The 19,420-nt window shown below is 45.8% G+C and carries 18 protein-coding genes; 8 read left to right on the top strand and 10 right to left on the bottom strand.

Features of this window, described 5'->3' with window-relative positions:
* Positions 1 to 5: 5 nt before the first annotated feature.
* From NCCP2331_RS03070 to NCCP2331_RS03080, 3 genes are all read right to left on the bottom strand, one after another.
* Positions 6 to 773, bottom strand: coding sequence for an arylamine N-acetyltransferase family protein (locus tag NCCP2331_RS03070; protein WP_251668434.1), 768 nt, complete (start codon positions 771 to 773; stop codon positions 6 to 8).
* A 99-nt stretch (positions 774 to 872) separates the two neighbouring features.
* Positions 873 to 2,078, bottom strand: coding sequence for a YhgE/Pip domain-containing protein (locus tag NCCP2331_RS03075; protein ID WP_251668435.1), 1,206 nt, complete (start codon positions 2,076 to 2,078; stop codon positions 873 to 875).
* A 56-nt stretch (positions 2,079 to 2,134) separates the two neighbouring features.
* Entirely contained in the window at positions 2,135 to 2,716 is a 582-nt protein-coding gene (locus NCCP2331_RS03080) for a TetR/AcrR family transcriptional regulator (protein ID WP_251668438.1), read from the bottom strand.
* Between the two features lie 187 nt (positions 2,717 to 2,903).
* Between NCCP2331_RS03080 and NCCP2331_RS03085 the strand changes: the two genes are divergently transcribed.
* Positions 2,904 to 4,145 (top strand): S-layer homology domain-containing protein, encoded by a 1,242-nt coding sequence (locus NCCP2331_RS03085; protein WP_251668440.1) that lies wholly within the window; start codon positions 2,904 to 2,906, stop codon positions 4,143 to 4,145.
* Positions 4,146 to 4,304: 159 nt separating this feature from the next.
* Here the strand turns inward: NCCP2331_RS03085 and NCCP2331_RS03090 are convergent, their stop codons facing one another.
* The 5 genes from NCCP2331_RS03090 to NCCP2331_RS03110 all read right to left on the bottom strand — a co-directional run bounded on the left by NCCP2331_RS03090 (position 4,305) and on the right by NCCP2331_RS03110 (position 10,570).
* Positions 4,305 to 6,347: a catalase gene (locus tag NCCP2331_RS03090; RefSeq protein ID WP_251668442.1), complete on the bottom strand. Its 2,043-nt coding sequence runs from the start codon at positions 6,345 to 6,347 to the stop codon at positions 4,305 to 4,307.
* Between the two features lie 157 nt (positions 6,348 to 6,504).
* Positions 6,505 to 7,755, bottom strand: a complete 1,251-nt coding sequence (locus NCCP2331_RS03095; protein ID WP_251668444.1) for an Nramp family divalent metal transporter — start codon at positions 7,753 to 7,755, stop codon at positions 6,505 to 6,507.
* Positions 7,756 to 7,802: 47 nt separating this feature from the next.
* Entirely contained in the window at positions 7,803 to 8,438 is a 636-nt protein-coding gene (locus NCCP2331_RS03100; protein WP_153723601.1) for a helix-turn-helix transcriptional regulator, read from the bottom strand.
* A 113-nt stretch (positions 8,439 to 8,551) separates the two neighbouring features.
* Entirely contained in the window at positions 8,552 to 9,505 is a 954-nt protein-coding gene (locus NCCP2331_RS03105; protein WP_153723600.1) for an agmatinase family protein, read from the bottom strand.
* A 198-nt stretch (positions 9,506 to 9,703) separates the two neighbouring features.
* On the bottom strand, positions 9,704 to 10,570 hold the full coding sequence (locus tag NCCP2331_RS03110; protein WP_251668446.1) for a LysR family transcriptional regulator: 867 nt from the start codon (positions 10,568 to 10,570) through the stop codon (positions 9,704 to 9,706).
* A 117-nt stretch (positions 10,571 to 10,687) separates the two neighbouring features.
* On the opposite strand from NCCP2331_RS03110, the gene NCCP2331_RS03115 reads away from it, so the two are divergent.
* The 3 genes from NCCP2331_RS03115 to NCCP2331_RS03125 are packed head-to-tail and all read left to right on the top strand — an operon-like array spanning position 10,688 to position 13,882.
* A complete protein-coding gene (locus NCCP2331_RS03115) occupies positions 10,688 to 11,911 on the top strand; it encodes a trans-sulfuration enzyme family protein (RefSeq protein ID WP_251668483.1) in 1,224 nt (407 codons plus the stop codon).
* Positions 11,904 to 12,656 (top strand): L-2-amino-thiazoline-4-carboxylic acid hydrolase, encoded by a 753-nt coding sequence (locus tag NCCP2331_RS03120; RefSeq protein WP_251668448.1) that lies wholly within the window; start codon positions 11,904 to 11,906, stop codon positions 12,654 to 12,656. The genes NCCP2331_RS03115 and NCCP2331_RS03120 overlap by 8 nt, the downstream gene beginning before the upstream one ends.
* Complete coding sequence (locus NCCP2331_RS03125; protein WP_251668450.1) at positions 12,653 to 13,882, top strand: Zn-dependent hydrolase; 1,230 nt, start codon at positions 12,653 to 12,655, stop codon at positions 13,880 to 13,882. Before NCCP2331_RS03120 ends, NCCP2331_RS03125 begins: the two co-directional genes overlap by 4 nt.
* A gap of 436 nt (positions 13,883 to 14,318) precedes the next feature.
* Here the strand turns inward: NCCP2331_RS03125 and NCCP2331_RS03130 are convergent, their stop codons facing one another.
* Both NCCP2331_RS03130 and NCCP2331_RS03135 read right to left on the bottom strand, forming a co-directional pair.
* On the bottom strand, positions 14,319 to 14,711 hold the full coding sequence (locus NCCP2331_RS03130; protein ID WP_309296355.1) for a DUF1284 domain-containing protein: 393 nt from the start codon (positions 14,709 to 14,711) through the stop codon (positions 14,319 to 14,321).
* Positions 14,712 to 14,732: 21 nt separating this feature from the next.
* Entirely contained in the window at positions 14,733 to 15,386 is a 654-nt protein-coding gene (locus NCCP2331_RS03135) for a GntR family transcriptional regulator (protein WP_153723597.1), read from the bottom strand.
* Between the two features lie 128 nt (positions 15,387 to 15,514).
* Here NCCP2331_RS03135 and NCCP2331_RS03140 point away from each other — a divergent pair, with 128 nt between their 5' ends.
* The 4 genes from NCCP2331_RS03140 to NCCP2331_RS03155 all read left to right on the top strand — a co-directional run bounded on the left by NCCP2331_RS03140 (position 15,515) and on the right by NCCP2331_RS03155 (position 19,418).
* The gene (locus NCCP2331_RS03140; RefSeq protein ID WP_251668453.1) at positions 15,515 to 16,693 is read left to right on the top strand and encodes a CaiB/BaiF CoA transferase family protein; all 1,179 of its coding nucleotides are present in this window, start codon (positions 15,515 to 15,517) and stop codon (positions 16,691 to 16,693) included.
* Between the two features lie 12 nt (positions 16,694 to 16,705).
* Positions 16,706 to 17,569: an HpcH/HpaI aldolase/citrate lyase family protein gene (locus NCCP2331_RS03145; RefSeq protein ID WP_153723595.1), complete on the top strand. Its 864-nt coding sequence runs from the start codon at positions 16,706 to 16,708 to the stop codon at positions 17,567 to 17,569.
* Complete coding sequence (locus NCCP2331_RS03150) at positions 17,569 to 18,882, top strand: 2-hydroxycarboxylate transporter family protein (protein WP_153723594.1); 1,314 nt, start codon at positions 17,569 to 17,571, stop codon at positions 18,880 to 18,882. Before NCCP2331_RS03145 ends, NCCP2331_RS03150 begins: the two co-directional genes overlap by 1 nt.
* A gap of 248 nt (positions 18,883 to 19,130) precedes the next feature.
* Positions 19,131 to 19,418 (top strand): TIGR04104 family putative zinc finger protein, encoded by a 288-nt coding sequence (locus NCCP2331_RS03155; RefSeq protein ID WP_251668454.1) that lies wholly within the window; start codon positions 19,131 to 19,133, stop codon positions 19,416 to 19,418.
* The last annotated feature ends 2 nt before the right edge of the window (positions 19,419 to 19,420 follow it).

The following is a 19,420-nucleotide window of genomic DNA, read 5'->3' on the forward strand; positions in this document are numbered from 1 at the left end:
TATGTTTACAGCTTTTTAGCATCCTCATAAACAGCAGGTGCCGCGTGAAGCCGTATATGCTCCAGCATCTCCGCAGATCCGGCGAAACGGACTGTCTTTGCCCGTCCGTCCGACCATTTGCGGCTAAAGCGTTTTTCATTGATCGAATAAGTGCCGTCTTCCAGCGTTTTCGCGACTAACAGCGTTTTGTTGAATGGCGACGCAGAATGGGTATGAATTAACTTTTTGATGCGGTTCAGGTCTTCCCAACCGACCACATCAGGTTCGAATGCATAGTGCAATGCCCAACCGTTTTTCGTCCGATGTTCGCAGACGATGGAGCCGCGTTCAGTTGTTTCGGTACGCAGCCGGTAGCTTCCTGACGGAGAACTGACCGTTTCGCCGTCTAATGCAATCGGCGCCATCGGCAGATTGTTGCCCGAACCGCTGTCGAGCAGGTAGAGAGTCCTTCCGTATTCGAATAAATTCACCGTATGCGTACGGTCCAAAATCCAGCCATTCTCGTCGGCTACTGTAGCTGCAGCAAATGAAACGTCAAATCCTAATTCTTTCAAAACGATCTGCAGCAGGCCGTTCAGTTCATAGCACACTCCGCCGCGGCCCCGTTCCACCATTTTATCCAGCAAAAAGGCTTCGGTGACCGATTCTTCATTCTTCAGTAAGACATCCAAGTTCTCAAACTCGAAAAGCTTAGCGAACAGTGTCTGTACCTGGCTGATTTGGTCAAGGGGAGAGCCCGTCAGCTCAAGCTGATCAATAATCCGATGTGGCATGAAAGATCCTTCCTTTCCGGCAGTATGATTACTTCTTATCTTAGCATTCCGGGCCGAACTGTTCTAGCCGGCGCGAAGGCACAGGGCAATATGCACTCCTTACAGTGACTCAATTATCTTTTCAGTAATTACTGCTTTTTCCCCATACCTCTTCAGTGCTGTTACACCCGCCGCCAAACCAAATGCCAGTACAGTAATTATCAGCAAAGGCCGTATGTTTTCCGTTAAAATCCCACTGCCCCCGCCGAAAATAATGGCAAAGTAACCGTCTGCACCGTACGTAGCCGGCAAAAAAGCCGCTACTTTTTGATAACTGTTCGATAATAACTCACGTGAAACTAAGACTCCTGATGTGACGAGCTGCAGGGACAGAGCAAGAATATTGAAGACCATCCCCAAATTACCGAATAAAAAGACGAAAACTTGCGCGAAGGTCAAGAAGGCGAGGAAGAGGACGCTTTGAAACAGATAAATCATAGCAAATGTTTCTTGGCTGTTGATGCCAAATAGTTTCATCAGGCTGATTGTCAATAGAGGAAGCAAGAATGCCACCGCCAGATTGATGATCTGCCTGCTCCAAAATAAACTCCACTTCGGGTGCAAAGATCGAATGGATGTGGCAGCTTCATTAATTTGCATGATCATGACCATTGCTCCGACAAATGAGCTGATGATGACCATCAAAGGTACGAGGTTCGCGGAGAATTCTTCTACGTTGTTCGTTTTATGAACTACCGTTTCTGCAGGTTCCGAATCAAGCGAACCGATTGCGGAGACTGTTTCATTTCCAATCAAGTGTGCAATGGGCGGGTCAAGCGGCATTTGTGCAATGGCCTGCGTGATTCCTGATGACATGGCTGTCTTCTGTATAGAGAAAAATTGTTGATTCAGTTCCCGGCTCACTTCCTGCGCAGTTTGCAGCATCATAGTTTTTGTGGCGGATGCGGTTGCCTGATTAATCCAGTAGTCTATGGAAGGCGTTTTGCCTGCTTGGAGAGAAGTAGAAAAGTCGGCGGGAATTTGAATAATCATATGGACGGCACGCTCATTTAATTCCCCGGCAGCTTGTTCGAGATCGGAATATTCTTTTATTCGGAAAGGAACGGCCTGTTTAAGCTGTTCCGCAAATTGCATATCCTTGTTAGCATCTTCATTTACCAACCCAATGGACAAGTTCCCCGCACGCTTTTCTACGTCATGATAAGCCGTCAGCCAAACGGAGAAGAATATTACTTGAAACAGAATGGCAGCAGCGATTCCTATATAGGTTCCCTTTACTTGAAAAAGTCCTTTTAAAGTCTTCATAATTAAATCCTCCTTTTGAATGTAAGTACTTACTTTCATATGTAATAAAATTTTTTCTAGGGAGTTAAGCCCCTAGAAAAAATGGAGACGCTGGTTTGCAGTAAGCTCTGAATATCTAAGCTTGTCACAGTTTTCCCTAATCGTATATGGGAAATAAAATGACCGAAGTTTAATGCAATGAAGGAAAGAGCAATTTCCTCTTCATTCAAATCGATAGTTTTCCCTCTGTTCTTCATCTCGGCGAAATACAAAATCAGCTGTTCTTTAAGGGCACGGGGAACACTGCCGAGCTCTTCATCAAATTCAGGAAATGCGCCCGCTTCTTTAAACGCGATTAAGACGAGATCTTTGATCGGCAGCATGGTTTGAAAATACTTTTTTGAGAAATGAAGTAAATCTTTCTCCAATTCATACTGAACGTCGAACTGAATGACGTTTTCAAAGACTGGTCCATAAGAGAATTTGTCAATAATAGCTCTTAAAATACCCCGTTTGCTCCCGAAATGACGAAATACGGTGACTTCATTGACCTCAGCAAGCTGGGCAATCGAACGTGTGGTGGCAGCGGCATAGCCTTTTTCGCTGATTAATTGAACCGCAGCGTCCAAAATACGTTCAGATGTATTGCGCGTGGGCAAAAAATCATCTCCTATGTATGTAAGTGATTGCTTACATACTATCATAGGCGAATGAGGATGGCAAGACAGCTTTTCTCATTTCTAAAATGGTTTTGCTATTATGCGCAAAAATTCTGAACTCTCCTATTGACCTATTTACGTACATTCCAGATATTGCTAGAATGATAGGAGAGTGAGGAGGAATTATATGAAGAAACTTTTGCAAATTGCGGCCTGGACAGGACTTTTACTGCTGCTGTCATTTACCGCGGGAGCACCGGGTCAGGTGTCCGCGAAAGAGTTCAAAGACGTGCCGAAATCCCATCCGAACTATGAGGCCATTCAGTCTATGCAAAAAGCAGGCTACATCAACGGTTATCCAGATGGATCGTTCCGCCCGAATGAAAAGATTAGCCGCAAGCACGTGGCTAAACTATTGAATGAAACCTTGAAACTGAGAGAGCCTTCTGCCGCAAAAGCATTTTATTCGGATGTCCCGAAAAGCCATCCGTATTACACACCGATCATGAAGTTATCACAGGCGGGTATTGTCAGTGGATCGAATGGTAAGTTCAATCCGGACGCGCCGATTACAAGAATTCAGATGGCGAAAGTGCTGGATTTAGCGTTTGACTTTAATATGACGGCACAGCATGCATTCGAAGATGTATACAGCAGCCATTGGGGGTATACACATGCGAATGCGCTCTATTCAAGCGGTGTAGCAAAAGGGGACGAGGGGAAGTTTCTACCTAATACCGCTGTCACACGTGCACATTATGCAGAGTTCTTAAATCGTTCAATTAAGGCGGTTCAGGAACGTCCAGACACAAAGGCTGTAACGAAGGAAAAAGCATGGGATTTGTCCAACCGTCTTCCGCATCTTACGGAAATGACGTTAATCGAAGGCAAGCGCAATAAGCAGTCGTTCAATACGATCCGTCCGAAATTACTTGCCTATGCAACGAAGGAATTCACAGACGGTCTGCTGAAAGACGATTATCCAAACGTCTGTACAGAGTGTGATTCATTCTTGTTCCCGACACTTCGGTTCGAGCCGAAAATTCGATTTGATTTCAAGCAGCCTGCACCTGAAACATTGCATGTCCAGACAATAGAGCTGTGGGACGGTCTGGCGCATGGCGGATTTGTCGACTATAAATTTAAAAAAGAGTCAGGCAAGTGGAAGCTGGACGGCTATACGTACAAAATGGCCGGCTCAAAGAACTTTCAATTGACAGCCGATGAAGCCAAAAAACTTTTGACAGAATCGTATATGAGCTACGGTGCCCGTTACGTCAATGTTAATTATGTATCTCAGAGATCCGATAAAGATACTGATTACTTCACGAAAAAGCCGTTTACTTACACTGTCTATAAGTTCGATGTAGAGACGGATAAAGGCCGGGAAAATGTGGAGGTTCATTCATCTAACGGGAGGTATGAGTGAGCGGGGATGAACTGGCGGGCTGTTTACTCACAGCCTTCCTTTTCGGGTAAATCAAAAAAGTACTTCGCGGCCAATTGCCGGAAGTACTGCAATAATTTTAAGTCTGGAATGAAACCTGGAGGCTGAAGCCCCCAGGTTTTCGTTAGTCAGTTACTCACATCAAATGCGGTCCCAAAAACGCTTTTTTGCAATCGCTCCAACAAATTGTTCAGGGAAATCCGAGTTGCCCGCAGCTAGCACGATGCCGGGCGCATCTTTTTTCAAAATAAATGTTTCCAGGCCGGTCGCTACACCGATCGGCTTTAAATGCATGAACTGCATGCGGATGAAATCATGAAGATGCTGGTCGAACATCATCTGATTGGCCGATTTTCCACCCGCCACGTAAATTGCGTCGTACAAGGCCGGGTGCGATGTCAGGAAGGACTTGGCAGGCATCAGCTCCGTGCCGTCATCGCCCTTCACAGGCCCCAGTTTTTCGGAAATCACTTCGATCAGGACACCACTTTTACTGAGCGTATCAAGTGTGTTCTGCAGTTCTTTTCCATTAAATCCGTCTCCGACCAAGACACCGACTTTCTGTGTCATCGCGGAGTGCGGAGAATTCAGCTGGCTGAGCGAAGGATAGTTCTTGTCCGTTTTGACCTGCTTGTTCTTCGGCGGGTTAACCCCCACGTTTTCAGCAATCCGGGCAGCCATCTCCTCATCTACATTTGCCCACATCTCCACGTTCTGCTGACGTATTTCCTTATTGTTGACGCCACCGATATGGAAACTGAACGATTCGACCAGATCATCCTTCTCTGGTTTGCTCAAGCTGTTCCAGAAAATTCGTGCCTGCGTAAAGTAATCTTCGAATGAATCGCTCGGATGTTCCCTCGTGACATGCCCTTCGACTTTGCCTGGATAATTTTCATAGCCGCCTTCTTCCGGCGGGACTTCAGCAGGCGTATTGCCGGCCATCGAGTTATTATGGTAATGAACGGTACCCGTATCAATCGGCACTTTGTAATGACCGTCGCGGAGATTATTATTCACTTCCGAAATTGGGCGGTTGACCGGCAGCTCTTCATAGTTCGGTGTATTCTGACGATATAATTCCGTATCACGGTAAGCGAATGAACGGCCCTGCAAGACGGGATCATTCGAAAACTCAATGCCCGGTACGAGATTCGACGGGTTGAATGCAGACTGTTCTTCTTCAGCAAAGAAATTGTCGACTAAGCGGTTCAGTGTCATCTTCCCGATGATCTTCAGTGGAACTTCTTCTTCAGGCCACAATTTCGTATCATCAAGAAGATCAAAGTCATATTTGAACTCATCTTCTTCGGCAATCAGCTGCACGCCCAGTTCGTATTCAGGGTAGGAACCCGTTTCAATCGCCGCGATAATATCCCGTCTGTGGAAATCGGGGTCTACACCGCCGATTAGATTGGCTTCATCCAGCTTCAGGGAGTGAACACCCAGTTTCGGTTTCCAGACGAATCGGACGAATGTCGACACACCTTTATCATTAACGAAACGGAACGTATTGACCGGATAGCCTTCCATCATTCTCCAGCTTCTCGGACGTCCGCGCATCGACATCAGCCACATAACCATATGGGCAGACTCCGGATTGTTGACGACATAATCCCAGAAATTATCATGGGCGACTGTCGCCTGCGGCAGATCCGTTTTTGGATTCGGCTTAGCAGCATGTGTCACTTCCATGAATTTCATTGGATCAGACATTACGAAGACAGGGAACTGCAAGGAAAGCGAGTCATAGTTTCCTTCTTCGGTATAGAATTTCACCGCAAATCCGCGGATATCGACTGCTGTGTCCTTTGAACCTTTGCTGCCGACAAAGTTAGAAAAACGTACGAAAAGAGGAGTCTTCTTACCTGGTTCTTGCAAGAAATTTGCCATCGTGTATTCTTTCATAGACTCATAGAGCTCGAAATCTCCATATACGCCAAATCCTCGTGCGTGGACAACTTTTTCAGGAATTCGTTCACGGTTGAAATGTGACTGCTTCTTATAAAAATGAAAATCCTGCATGAGAAGAGGGCCGCGTTTTCCTGCACGCAGGGACTTTTGGTCATCAGAGACTTTGTTGCCGCTTTCTTCAGTCATTTGCTTATCAGGACCGTTGTTTTCATGACGATATTGTTCCAGTTGCTGATCCTTTTGGTCTTGCTTATTATTTTTCTGATTCATCCTGTCATCATCCTTTTCTGTAAGAATTTTTGATTTCAAAACCTGTCAGATAAGTTTTCCTGCGTATGTCCATCGATACCATACTTCCCCGGAATTGCTGTCGCTAAACAATAAAAAAGCACTCCCCCGACGTGCAGCAGGGAAGTGCCGTTCATTCTTATAGATAGTTTTGGATGGCGTCGAGCAGACTGTAGCCGCCAAGGAATACAGCGATGAGAATGACTATCGCCCCAATGATGTTGAGGAGCACTGTATTGCGATGATTGCCCAGCAATTTCTTATTGTTCATGATAATGAACAGATAAATAGCAACGATCGGAAGAAGAATTCCGTTCAATGCCTGTGCAACTAGCAATACATCAAGCGGATTGAAGCCGATAGCAGAAGTAACGATTCCGATGATAATAACAGCGGCAAAAACCATTTTGAACTTCTTGTTCTTCATGCCGCCTTCCCATTTCAACACGCTGCTGATAGCGACTGCTGCACCGAGAGGGCTGGCTGTCGCGGAAGAAAAGCCTGCTGCAAAAATCCCGATTGCAATGAATGTTTTCGCCCATGAGCCGAATAATGGTTCCAGCTGATAGGAAAGATCTGCAACACTTGTCACATCCATTCCATACATCGTGGTTGCTGCCGTGATCAGCACAGCCGCTGTAATTAAACCGCCGATGCAAATAGAAATAATCGTATCCCAGCGAGCTTCTTTCAGATCACTCGCTTTCGTCCAGCGTTCTTGCACCATAGAGGAATGAATGAAGAAGTTGTAAGGAACTACCGTCGTTCCAACGAGTGCGATAATCATGATGATAGAGCCGGCAGGGATAGTAGGAATCACAGAACCTGCGAATACCGCGCCAAGATCCGGTTTGACGACTATCATCGTCGTGATGAAGGTCAGACTCATAATGACTACCAGCGTAATCATCAGTTTTTCAATCAATTTATAACTGCCTGACAGCCCCAGAATCAAAATAGCAACGCCGATGAAAGGGCTTACAACATTGGCAGGAATATTTGTCAAGGTAGAGATGCCTAATGAGGTACCCATTAAATCACCTGAAATATAAGCAGCACAGCCGACTCCGATAGAAATAATTACAAGCCAGATCGATGCGAACTTCAGCAAAGGCTTCTGAAACTGATCATGAATCGCTTCGCCGAGCCCTTTTTGCGTAATGACCCCTAATCGTGCAGACATTTCCTGCAGAACAATAGTGGCAATTATAGAAAATACAACCGCCCATAAAATTGCGTAGCCAAAACCTGCCCCTGCTCTGGTCGCAGTCGTAATGGTGCCCGGGCCAATGAAAGAAGCTGTGATAATCGCACCAGGGCCCATGGCTTTGATTTTTGCCATCAATCCTTTTTTATTGCCCGTATCTGAAATTGTAGAATTAGCTGTCATTTTCCTATCCCCCTGAATTTCTTACGAATGAACGAGGAAAAGAGACTTTACTTTTCCTCGAGTGAATTGTAGATTGTCTGTTTCGATACACCCACTAACTCGGCAATCCGATCCACAGACCCTTGAATAAGAAACATTCCCTTATTTTCCAAGTGACGCACGAATTTAATCCGGTCTTCGCGTTTCAAGTTTTCAATATCGATCCCCAACTCTACAATCGTACTCTTCGTAATCTGATCAAACACTTCGTCAATATGTGTTGCATAAGACTCGTCAAACTGTTGTCCGTCATGACTTTCATCCGGCTGAATCATCTCCCCAAGCATCTGATGGAGCCGGTTCGCTTCCGTAATATCCAAATTAATACCCATGAATCCGACGACCTGTCCCGCTTCATTGCGGATGAAAACGATCGAAGTTTTGATCATTTTGCCGCGGGCGGTGTTCGTGATAACGCCGTTCAGGTCTTTTATGTCTTCCGGCTTTTTCTTCAATTCCCGCAAAATGACTTCCGTGGTTGGAGCTCCGACGCTTCTTCCAGTCACATCGCCCTTCATATAGATCAGCGACGATCCTACATTGGTGATGTCGTGGATAACCACTTCGCAGTTCACATTAAAGATGCTGTAAATTGCATCTGCCATCCGTATATACGTTTCGAATAAATAGTCATTTGTTTTCATTTAAAAAACACTCCTCAGTATCAAGATCATCTTATCTAGTTTCCTATATAATCGGCAAAAAATCGAGTGATTTCAGCGATTGAGTTCCGATGGCTGAGGAGCCGCGTGCAAAATTACTTCGTTTCATTCTGCTGATTGTGCAAAATATTTCCTGCAAGAGCATAAAGAATGAGTGTAGACGCAAAGTGTGCAGAGTTTTGATTTGGATCCTGCTGTGGATAGATTTCCACGAAGTCCATGCCAATGACGCCGAGTTTGCAGATTTCATGAACCATTGTTAATAGTTCATAGGAAGTCAAACCGTTTCCGTCTACAGGGCCGCCCGGGTTGAAAGCGAAATCGAGTACGTCACTGCAAATAGTCAAGTAAACACAGTCAACATCTTTTGATGCCATGTCATAGATTTCTTTCGCCATTGCTCTAATATCTTTATGTTCACGAATATCATTAATCGAAACCGTAACAGCTCCGGCAGCTTTCGCGTTGCGACCGCTTTGCGGAATATTACGCGGACCGTGGATTCCTGTGTGAATAATGCTTTCGTTGCGGACACCTTCCAGTTCGTAAAGACGAGCAAACGGGCTGCATCGCGCGAACTGATCTCCGTTGTGAGAAGGCAGATTGTCGTAATGTGCGTCTAAATGAATGATGCCGACTTTTTTGCCTTGGTCAGTGATGGAGCGAACGATCGGGAATGTCACCCCGTGATCTCCACCGAGCCCGACGACGAATTTACCGGACTTCCATAGATCAGAAGTAAAAGCAGTGATACGGTCCATTGTTTCATCCACATCTGCCGGCACGACATCTACATCGCCAACATCACCGAGTTTTACATGTTCGAAGACATCCATATCATTGAGTTCAGGAAGATAACCTGAGTATCGCGCAGAAGTGAGACGCATTACTTTCGGTCCCAATTCACAGCCTGTGTAATCTCCCCAAGTAACCGCACCTTCCCAAGGAACACCGTATACTAAAACATCGACATCTGAAAAGTCCTTGGAAGCGGATACATTTTTCGCACCTAACATACATGGTGTATTACCGTAAATTGTTTCACTCATCTATAAAACCACCTTTATTTTTTTTAAAACCTTTTTAATAATAGTAAAACTATATTGATGATTTGTCAATTGGTTTTAAAAAAATTAAAAGTGGATATTAAGCGGTGCCTGTGCGCGGTGCAATTCGGACACTATTCTGAATTGTTTCAGAATTGTATGGCGCACAGGCACCGTCAAAAAAAGGCACCGACAAAACGATCATAGCACCCGGTCCTGAATATGCTGAATCAATTTCTCCGCTCCCGGGGAAAGGCGTTTAAAAGAAGTGGCTGCGATGCCGATGGAACGGGAATAATTTCCTTCCAGCGGGATGGCGCGGACAGTATCAGGGAGACGATACAGTATCATGGAAGGCAGGATACTAATGCCGAGGCCATTTTGTACCATTGCAATGATGGCTTGGTCTTCTTCGATTTCATATTGGATAGACGGTGTGATTTGATGCTTTTTAAAGATTCTGCTGACATCATTATCGATTGTGGATTTAGGCATGATAAATGGCTCTTGGTGAAGATCCCTATAGTGAATCAGTTGGTTATGATAAAGTGGATGTGTGTCCGGGATGATGCACAACAGTGGATCTTTTTTGATCAAAATAGTATCAAAAGAACTTGCCACAGGGAGGGATAAAAAACCGAAGTCAATTTTCCCTTCTGAAATCCACTCGGTAATGTCATGATAGTTTCCTTCGTACAGCTTGATGTTGATTAATGGATAATCCTTTTGAAAGGTTTTCAGAATGAGAGGAATCCATTGAATGGAGACGCTTGGAAACGTGCCAATTCGGACGATTCCTGTTTCGATGCCGTTTATCTTAGACGCTTCCTGCAGCATTTGTTCGTTGAGCTTCAACATTTCTTGCATATATACCAGCATGTGATTACCATTCTCGGTCAGACTCGTTCCGGATCGGTTTCTGATTAATAGTGTAAATCCGAATTCAGCTTCCAGGCTGGCAATGGCATGACTGACGGCAGACTGGGTGAGCTGAAGCGACTCTGCGGCTTTTGATAAACTCCCCAATTCGACGACTGTTCTGAAAATCTCGTACTTTGGCAGTGACATACGTTTCCTCTCTTTCAACTATTAATTTTATTCATACAATGTATTATAAACATTCATTTGACTTATGTAAAATAGAGAAATTATAATAGAATGAATAATAAAACGATTGGAGTTTTGATATTGACTAGACATTGGGGAGTTAGCACGGAACTTATTCATGGCCAGCCGGCAGCAACAAGAAAAACAGGTGCTGTCGTCCAGCCGATCGTGCCGGCTGTGGCTTACTCGTTTGAAACTCATGAGATGGCGTCTGACACGGTGTCGGGAAAAAGAGACGGGATTTATTATGGCAGATACGGCAACAGTACATTGCGTGAATTGGAGGATAAAATGGCGGCGCTCGAAAATGGGGAGTCTGCCCTTGGAGTAAGTTCAGGGATGGCCGCTATATCGAGTGTGCTGTTTGGCATCTTGCAGAGTGGAGATCATCTGATTGTCACGAAAGACGTCTATGGCGGTACGTATCATTTCTTAACGACATTAGCGCCGCGTTGCGGGATTACATTCAGTTTGGTGGATTGTACGGATATCAATTGCATCATGGAGGCGATACAGCCTAATACAAAGGCAGTCTATATCGAAACACCGTCCAATCCATTGCTGACTATTTTAGATATCCAAGCGATTGCAAAAGTGACGAAACGCCATGATCTTCCGCTGATTGTAGACAATACATTTATGTCGCCATGCTTGCAGAAACCGTTGGACTTGGGAGCGGATATCGTTATTCACAGTGCCACGAAGTATTTGAATGGCCATGGTGATGTGATGGCGGGCGTAATTGTCGGAGATGCGGAATTCATCAAGTTCATACGCAGTCAGATCATGGGCGACCTTGGGCAAGTATTAAGTGCGTGGGATGCATTTTTGATTTTACGGGGAATGAAAACACTTGGAATCAGAATGGAGCGTCATTGCAGCAATGCTCATGAGGTCGCGACATTTCTGGAAAGTCATCCACTAGTGGAAAAAGTATTTTATCCGGGCTTGAAATCTCATCCACAATATGCAATTGCCGAACAGCAAATGAAGGGGACGGGCGGTATCGTTTCATTTGAGGTGAAAGGCGGGAAAGCAGCGGCTACTTCATTTATGGATGCCTTGAAAATGTCGATGATTTCCTTTAGTCTTGGTGATCCCGAAACCCTCGTGCAGCACCCGGCAACGATGACCCATTCATCGCTGCCTGAATCGGAACGGATTGCTGCAGGTATTACAGATGGACTCATCCGCTTGTCGGCTGGGCTTGAGGATGCAGAAGACATCATTGCAGATTTAACGCAGGCTTTTGAGATAGTAAATGAATCCAGTAAACGAAACGGAGTGTTGGCAAATGCGTGAAGAAGTAGATTTAAAACCGGTGTCCATGTACACGATTACGGCGAAGCTGATGGCTCATATAGAGGAAATTCTTACGAGCAGATTCGGGGATGAGGGGAAACAGATGATGCGGGCCGGTGTTCAGCAAGTTGTGGACGGGCAGCAGGAGGAAATGGACGGACAGTTGACGGAACAATCGCTATTTTCATTTGAAAAGCTGTTTGACGAGGAAGAGATTAAAGAAGCGTCGAAGTACTACAATGCAGCGCAGCAATCAGCAGGACATGAAGCTTCCACGATGTTTGCCGTAATGGCAAAACTCTTTGCGCATATCGCCAAGTCGGTCGTGGAGCAGTTCGGTAAAGAAGAAGGCGAGCGGGCGATGATGGACAGTGTCGGCGTTTTCGGTGAAGAACGCGGCCGCGATATTGCCCGCCGTGCCGCAGCAGCCGGAAAACCGAATACGATGGACAATTACTTATCCAATTATGATATGGGACGTAGTGAATTATTTGAATATGAAACAACTTTTCATCCGACGGAGATTGAACAGACATTTACTAAATGCGCGTTCGCAGAGCAATGGAAAAAGGATGGGATGGAAGACTATGGAATACTATATTGCCATATGATTGACCCGTCCATCGCCAAAGGATTTAATCCGAATTTTGAAGTGGTGCACGATCAATATGTATTGAAAGAAGGCAACTGCCACTTCCGATTCCAAATGAAAGAAGAGAACGGCGAGAAAGAGGCTTCTAAATGATCAATCCAACCCGTCTTTGGGCTCGGTTGATGGAATTGGGAGAGATCGGCAAGCAGGCTGGCGGAGGCGTCACTCGCTTTTCTTTTACAGAAGAAGAACGTAAAGCAAAGGCGTTGGTCTCTTCGTATATGGCGGAAGCCGGCATGACGGTCAGAGAAGATGCGGTCGGAAATTTGATTGGCAGGAAAGAAGGACGGCAACAAGATGCACCGGCTGTTTTGATGGGTTCCCATATCGACACGGTTCCGAATGGCGGTATGTTCGACGGAGCGCTCGGGGTGCTTGCCGGTATCGAAGTAGTGCAGACAATGAGTGAACAAGGTATATCACATGATCATCCGATTGAAGTAATCGCATTTACGGATGAAGAAGGCAGTCGCTTCGGCTTCGGGATGATTGGCAGCCGGGCGATTGCCGGTACGTTAACCGATACGGATCTGGAACAGCGCGATGAAAATGGGATGACGATTGCACAGGCAATGAAGGACTCGGGGCTTCATCCTGAATTGATTGCAGACGCCGCGAAAGATCCGGCAGCTGTAAAAGCATATGTAGAACTGCATATCGAGCAGGGACGGGTGCTGGAGAATCAGGCTTTGGCAATAGGCGCCGTTTCGGGGATCGCGGGCCCGCTTTGGATGAAATGGACCATTACCGGAGAGGCTGGACACGCAGGTGCAACACCGATGAATCTGCGGAAAGACCCGCTCATGGCTGCTTCGGAAATCATGCAGTTCATAGAATCAGAAGCGAAAAGTTATCCGAATCTGGTGGCGACCATCGGCCAGATTTCCGTGAAGCCTGGCGGTGTGAATGTCATCCCTTCTGAAGCGGTATTTACACTTGACCTTCGGGATATTGACGAAGAATTACGACAGCAGGCTGAGGAAAACATGATGGCATATGCACAGCAAGTATGTCGTGGCAGAGGTGTTGAGGTGGCATTCGAAACATTGCAAAGAGTTGCCCCTGTCCCATGCTCTGAAGTTGTTCAGCGGACAATCGAAGAAGCCTGCCATAAACTAAGCATGACCTATTTCAGCTTACCGAGCGGCGCCGGACATGACGGGATGCAATTCAAAGATTTCTTTCCGATCGGCATGATTTTCGTCCGTTCACAAGACGGCATCAGCCATAATCCGGCAGAATGGAGTTCCAGAGAAGACTGTGGAGAAGGGACAGAACTGTTATATGAAACGGTTTTGTCGCTTGTGAATGAAATGTAAGGTGGAGAGAGTGCATGTAGGTCGAACGTTATTTTAAATCGTGCAAGCTGCCAGTGCACTCATTGATGTCGTTCGCGTGATCATATCGGACTTTCAAAGTTCCCATTTGCACTCATGGATCAGTTCCGCTCGTCTTCTTAGGTTGAGAATGATCCGGCGATGATTTCAATGCGGACCGCTCCGCTCGTACTTACGACTTAGGCGCGCGAAAAAGTGAGATCTGCGAACCAAACAACCAGGCAGCCGCACGTAACAAGATCTTGTGCGCACGAAAATTCACTCCTAACGAATGTACATCAGAAAAACCGGAAGTTTGCTTGATAAATGTAAGTGTTGGAAGTTTTATATGATAAAAGCGGCACAACCAGTCTATTTCAAAGACTAGCTGTGCCGTATTGGGCCGCCCCTTTATTCTCAGGAACCTTCCGTAACCCCTTCAACTCCCTGACCGATCCAACCCCTTCCTCACAAACTCCATACTCCCGCCAAGAACACGACTCACATACGACGGCAATATCCTCCGGCACAACATTCTCGCAAATCCGGCGTTCCACTTCGCATCAGGGAGGACGTCGCTGAATGTGAGGCCGAGACGCTTGAGGATGTCGGCGTCGCGTTCATAAACCCCTTTGTCTAGGCAATGGTACGGCTGGTCGTCAGGAAACTTCGCACATAAATCGTCAGGTCCTGGAATGATTTGAATCATGGTTTCCGTCTGTTCTCGTAAAATCGTGTGTACCTTCGTCATATTCTCTACATATTCCTTTGAGTAGCCCATCCCGCGATAGCCGAGCAGGCAGAATATGTGATGACCGCGTAGTTCAATCATCTAGATCCGCCTTTCGGGAATTCAATAGTTCTCAAGAAAGTCCCTCATGCTTCGACGGATATGAGTTTCCGTTGCTTCGCGGGCCTTTTTGTCATTTCCGGAAATGATGGCGTCGGCAATTATTTTATGTTCTTCCACTGATTTATTCATCTGCTCTCCAAGCATCTCGGCAAGATGAGGGGGGAGGCCGTTCCACATCTGATCGAGGAAGGACTGCAGGCGTTCACTGTCTGAAGCTTTCCAGATAATGCGGTGGAAATGCTCGTTGGCGACGATGTAATCCTTTGTCTGCCCTCCAGCTACTGCGGTTTCAATATCTTTCTGAATTTCCAGCAGCTCGTCTTTGTCGAATTCTTTTTGGCTTGCTCTTGCTGCGGCTTCGCCTTCGAGCATGGCACGAATATCGTAGTGATCTTGAATATCCTTATGTGTAATTCCTTTAACTGTGACGCGGCGTTTTTGATTGGTCGTCAGCAGTCCCTCGCGCTCCAGCGCATAGAACGCTTCACGGACAGGCATTCTGGAGACATTTAATTTAGCGGCGATATCTTCCTGAATTAACTCTTCCCCGTCCTTTAAGTCACCGTTAAAAATCGCTTTCCTCAACGTTGCGATGACTTGGTCTCTGGTTGATAGTTTGGCAATTGGTTCCATTTTGATATGCACCCCATTCATCTGTTCTCTCCATTATAGCGATTTTAAAAGGAAATTCTACCTCAAAGAAAAATTGATTGACAACTTAAAAAAATCGATATACTATTGATACAGTATTCTGTATCCAGAATCCAAAGGAGGAGAAATGGATGTTACCACTTGAAGGAATCACAGTCGTTTCATTGGAACAGGCTGTTGCAGCTCCGTTTGCTACAAGACAGCTGGCCGATCTCGGTGCCAGAGTCATTAAAATAGAACGCCCGATCAGCGGTGATTTTGCCCGACACTACGATACGACAGTTGACGGTCTATCCAGTCACTTTGTCTGGATCAATAGATCAAAAGAATCTCTGACACTGAATTTGAAGAGTGATGAAGGAAAAGAAATCTTGCACAAACTGTTGTCAGAAGCGGATGTTTTTATACAGAATTTAGCACCAGGCGCAGTTGATCGTTTAGGTTTCAGCCCGCAGGTTTTGAAGGAGAAATACGAGAAGTTGATTGTTTGCGGCATCTCAGGCTACGGTTCATACGGCCCGTATGTCGATAAAAAGGCATATGATTTGCTGATTCAATGTGAAGCGGGACTTGTCTCGACCACAGGAACAGAAGATACACCATCGAAAGCCGGTGTTTCTGTAGCGGATATTGCGGCCGGAATGTATGCGTATACAGGAATTCTGACAGCGATCATTCAGCGGAGCCGGACAGGGAAAGGTTCAGTATTTGAGGTATCCATGCTCGAAGCGCTTGGCGAGTGGATGGGCTATCCGCTTTATTATTCACATTACGGCGGCACGGAACCAGCCAGATCAGGAGCAAGTCACGCAACGATCTTCCCATACGGACCATTTCCCGCGAAGGATGAAAAGTTTGTATTCTTTTCCATACAGAATGACAGGGAATGGGCCTCATTCTCAGAAACGGTTATGAAGCGCCCGGATTTGATCACGGATGAAAAATATAAGAACAATTCAGCCCGCGTCGGAAATAAAGAAGAACTGAAGAAAATCATTGAAGAAGGCTTCTCTGCCTATACTGCAGATGAATTAATCGAGCTGCTCGAAAAGGCGAAGATTGCAAATGCACGACTGAACTCTGTTGAAGAATTTGTCCAGCATCCGCAGCTTCAGGCACGTAACCGCTGGCGTGATGTGAAAACACCGAACGGCATGATTCAGGCTTTGCTGCCGCCTGCAACATTTGAAGACTTTGAACCAGTGATGGAAGCGATTCCGTCCGTCGGCGAAAATACAGACAGCATCTTGCGTGAATTTAATTTTGATGAAGACTTTATTCAAAAATGTAAAGATACAAACACAATCTGAGGAGGACTAGCGATGTTACTGCGATCATTACTGTTTGTTCCAGGAAATAATGAAAAGGTTATTGCGAAGGCGGAGCAGCTGCCTGCTGATGTCATCATTTATGATTTGGAGGACGCTGTGGCGCTTGATCAGAAAGCGGATGCACGTGAGAGAGTATGCGCCGCTCTCTCTGCGACTGCCAAATCTGTGGTTGTGCGTGTTAATTCCATGGAAACACCTTACTTTTTAGACGATATTCAAGCTGTCGCATCGGTGAAAGCGGATACAATAAGAGCGATTATGCTGCCAAAGACGAATCGCGATGCGGATGTTATGGCGCTGGATCAGCTGCTGACTTCATTGGACGTTCCGGCAAATGTCGAGATTTTACCTTTGCTTGAAACAGCGCTCGGTGTACAGAATGCTTTTGATATCGGCTGCTCATCAGACCGTGTGAAGCGACTGGCGTTCGGCTCTGTGGATTTTGGATTGGATATCGGAGCTACACTGACAGCAGAAGGAACGGAGTTATTATATGCACGCTCAAGAATTGTTCTTGCATCACGTGCTGCTGAACTGCAAAAGCCGATTGATACAGTATTCGTTGATTTCAGGGATACAGCGGGGCTGGAGAAAGAAGCGGTAATGGTGAAGGGACTTGGTTTTGGCGGTAAGCTTGCTATCCACCCGGCGCAAGTGGATAGTGTCAATTCAATTTTCCAGCCGACGCAGGCTGAGAAAGAGGAAGCAGCGGAAATTATGGCATACGTGGAAGAACACGGCGCTGCGGTATTCCAATTACACGGCAAAATGGTTGATGAACCAATCATCAAGCGGGCGAGACAAATCTGCCAACTGGCTAAGATGCTCGATTTGAAAAGACAGGAGGAAAACTGATGGCAAATGCAGCGGATACAAAAAAAACGTTAGAGATAGATGCAAATCCGTTATTATCGCAAAAAGTTACGATTTTTAATTTGCCGATCGGATGGTTCCTAGGCTTTTCAGCCATTGCAATCGCCAGTATGTATATGGGCGTTCTGCCGCCAGGGTTGATTGGTGCACTGCTGATCATGATTGTACTTGGTGAACTGCTCGGTTTTATCGGCGATCATACACCGATTGTCAAGTCACTTCTCGGAGGCGGTGCAATTGTTGCCATTTTCGGGTCATCTTACCTTGCATATTCGGGACTAATGCCTGCAGGAACAGTCGAAAGTATTTCCGAATTTATGAAAGCGGGCGACTTTCTTAATTTCTATATCGCCGCATTAATTACAGGCAGTATTTTAGGAATGAATTCTAAAGTTTTAGTTCAGGCGGGTGTCCGTTACGCCTTGCCGCTGCTCGCAGGAATTGCAGGGGCAATTATTCTGGCTGCACTTGTCGGCGCGCTTGTCGGGTTTTCACTTCAGGATTCTGTGCTTGTCATGACACTGCCGATCATGGGAGGTGGCCTTGGGGCAGGAGCTGTTCCGATGGCGCAGGTGTATTCCGAGCTTCTCGGGAAAGATACGAGCTACTATATGTCACTTTTGATTCCGGCATTAGCGCTTGGTAATGTATTTGCCATCATTTTCGCTGCCGGCTTGAATGCCCTCGGCAATAAATTCCCAAGTTTGACAGGGAACGGACAGCTGATCAAAGGATTCACGTATGAACAGCCTGTTTTGAAAGCTGACTTCAGCAAGATGGGAGTAGGCTTGGTGGCTGCAGCTTCCTTCTATATGATTGGAACGATTCTCGGTGAATTCATTCCAATTCACCCGTATGCCATCATGATCATCGTGGTCGCTGCGGTGAAAGCAGCCAATCTGCTGCCTGCTTATATTGAAGAAAGCGCAAGTCAATGGTATCAATTCGTATCGAAAAACTTTACACTTGCTCTGTTGATCGGCGTAGGTGTAGTTTATACCGATTTAGGAGCTATTCTTTCAGCTTTGAGTATTCAATATGTGTTCATTGTAATGGGTGTGGTGCTCGGTGCGATTATCGGTGCAGGATTTGTCGGCAAACTGGTAGGCTTCTATCCAATCGAAGCAGCCATTACAGCAGGTCTTTGTATGGCGAATATGGGCGGAACAGGGGACGTCGCTGTTCTTTCAGCAGCAAAACGTATGGAGCTGATGCCGTTTGCCCAGATTTCATCCAGACTTGGCGGAGCGTTGATTATCCTGCTCGCCGGCCTGCTGGTGAATATCTTTGTATAAATAAATGAAAAAACAGCAGCATGTACCTTCAATGGTTCGTGCTGCTGTTTTTTTGGATGGCTATGTACAGCACTGATTTGAATAGTATCTAATTTGTGTGGCACACAGGTACATAGAAAATAAGGTGCAAAATCATCCTCCCCTAGTAAAGCTATTAGCTTTAGCTTATCATAGAGGAAAAGATTTCCTGAATTAAGAATGAGTTTACACGACTATTTCAGGAGATATAAATGCGAGGTGGTTCTATCTTGAAAAAATGTGAAAACTGCGGCAAGCAGTTTAAATGGAAGACGATTTTCACTTCACTGTGGCGAAATTACAGACCGATAACGTGCAGCGAGTGTGATACGGCACATAAAATCACTTCGCTTGGCAGGATGACTTTTGTTTCGATGACAATGTTTCCAGCGATACTCCTGGGAAGTTATTTCTCGAATAAACCGAACTATGCGCTAATACTTGCAGGCGCAATTCTCATCTTACTCATCGGTTCCATGCTGGCAGCATTTGCCGTCAGATATAGGAAAGTTATGTAATT

This window comes from Sporosarcina sp. NCCP-2331, assembly GCF_023707945.1.
Taxonomy (GTDB): Bacteria; Bacillota; Bacilli; order Bacillales_A; family Planococcaceae; genus Sporosarcina; species Sporosarcina cascadiensis.

Bases quoted from the DNA above. Each gene is read 5' to 3' on its own strand.
- NCCP2331_RS03120 (WP_251668448.1), top strand. From the start codon at position 11,904: ATGCGTGAAGAAGTAGATTTAAAACCGGTGTCCATGTACACGATTACG.
- NCCP2331_RS03125 (WP_251668450.1), top strand. From the start codon at position 12,653: ATGATCAATCCAACCCGTCTTTGGGCTCGGTTGATGGAATTGGGAGAG.
- NCCP2331_RS03130 (WP_309296355.1), bottom strand. From the start codon at position 14,711: ATGATTGAACTACGCGGTCATCACATATTCTGCCTGCTCGGCTATCGC.
- NCCP2331_RS03090 (WP_251668442.1), bottom strand. From the start codon at position 6,347: ATGAATCAGAAAAATAATAAGCAAGACCAAAAGGATCAGCAACTGGAA.
- NCCP2331_RS03150 (WP_153723594.1), top strand. From the start codon at position 17,569: ATGGCAAATGCAGCGGATACAAAAAAAACGTTAGAGATAGATGCAAAT.
- NCCP2331_RS03070 (WP_251668434.1), bottom strand. From the start codon at position 773: ATGCCACATCGGATTATTGATCAGCTTGAGCTGACGGGCTCTCCCCTT.
- NCCP2331_RS03105 (WP_153723600.1), bottom strand. From the start codon at position 9,505: ATGAGTGAAACAATTTACGGTAATACACCATGTATGTTAGGTGCGAAA.
- NCCP2331_RS03075 (WP_251668435.1), bottom strand. From the start codon at position 2,078: ATGAAGACTTTAAAAGGACTTTTTCAAGTAAAGGGAACCTATATAGGA.
- NCCP2331_RS03095 (WP_251668444.1), bottom strand. From the start codon at position 7,755: ATGACAGCTAATTCTACAATTTCAGATACGGGCAATAAAAAAGGATTG.
- NCCP2331_RS03100 (WP_153723601.1), bottom strand. From the start codon at position 8,438: ATGAAAACAAATGACTATTTATTCGAAACGTATATACGGATGGCAGAT.
- NCCP2331_RS03135 (WP_153723597.1), bottom strand. From the start codon at position 15,386: ATGAATGGGGTGCATATCAAAATGGAACCAATTGCCAAACTATCAACC.
- NCCP2331_RS03085 (WP_251668440.1), top strand. From the start codon at position 2,904: ATGAAGAAACTTTTGCAAATTGCGGCCTGGACAGGACTTTTACTGCTG.
- NCCP2331_RS03110 (WP_251668446.1), bottom strand. From the start codon at position 10,570: ATGTCACTGCCAAAGTACGAGATTTTCAGAACAGTCGTCGAATTGGGG.
- NCCP2331_RS03140 (WP_251668453.1), top strand. From the start codon at position 15,515: ATGTTACCACTTGAAGGAATCACAGTCGTTTCATTGGAACAGGCTGTT.
- NCCP2331_RS03145 (WP_153723595.1), top strand. From the start codon at position 16,706: ATGTTACTGCGATCATTACTGTTTGTTCCAGGAAATAATGAAAAGGTT.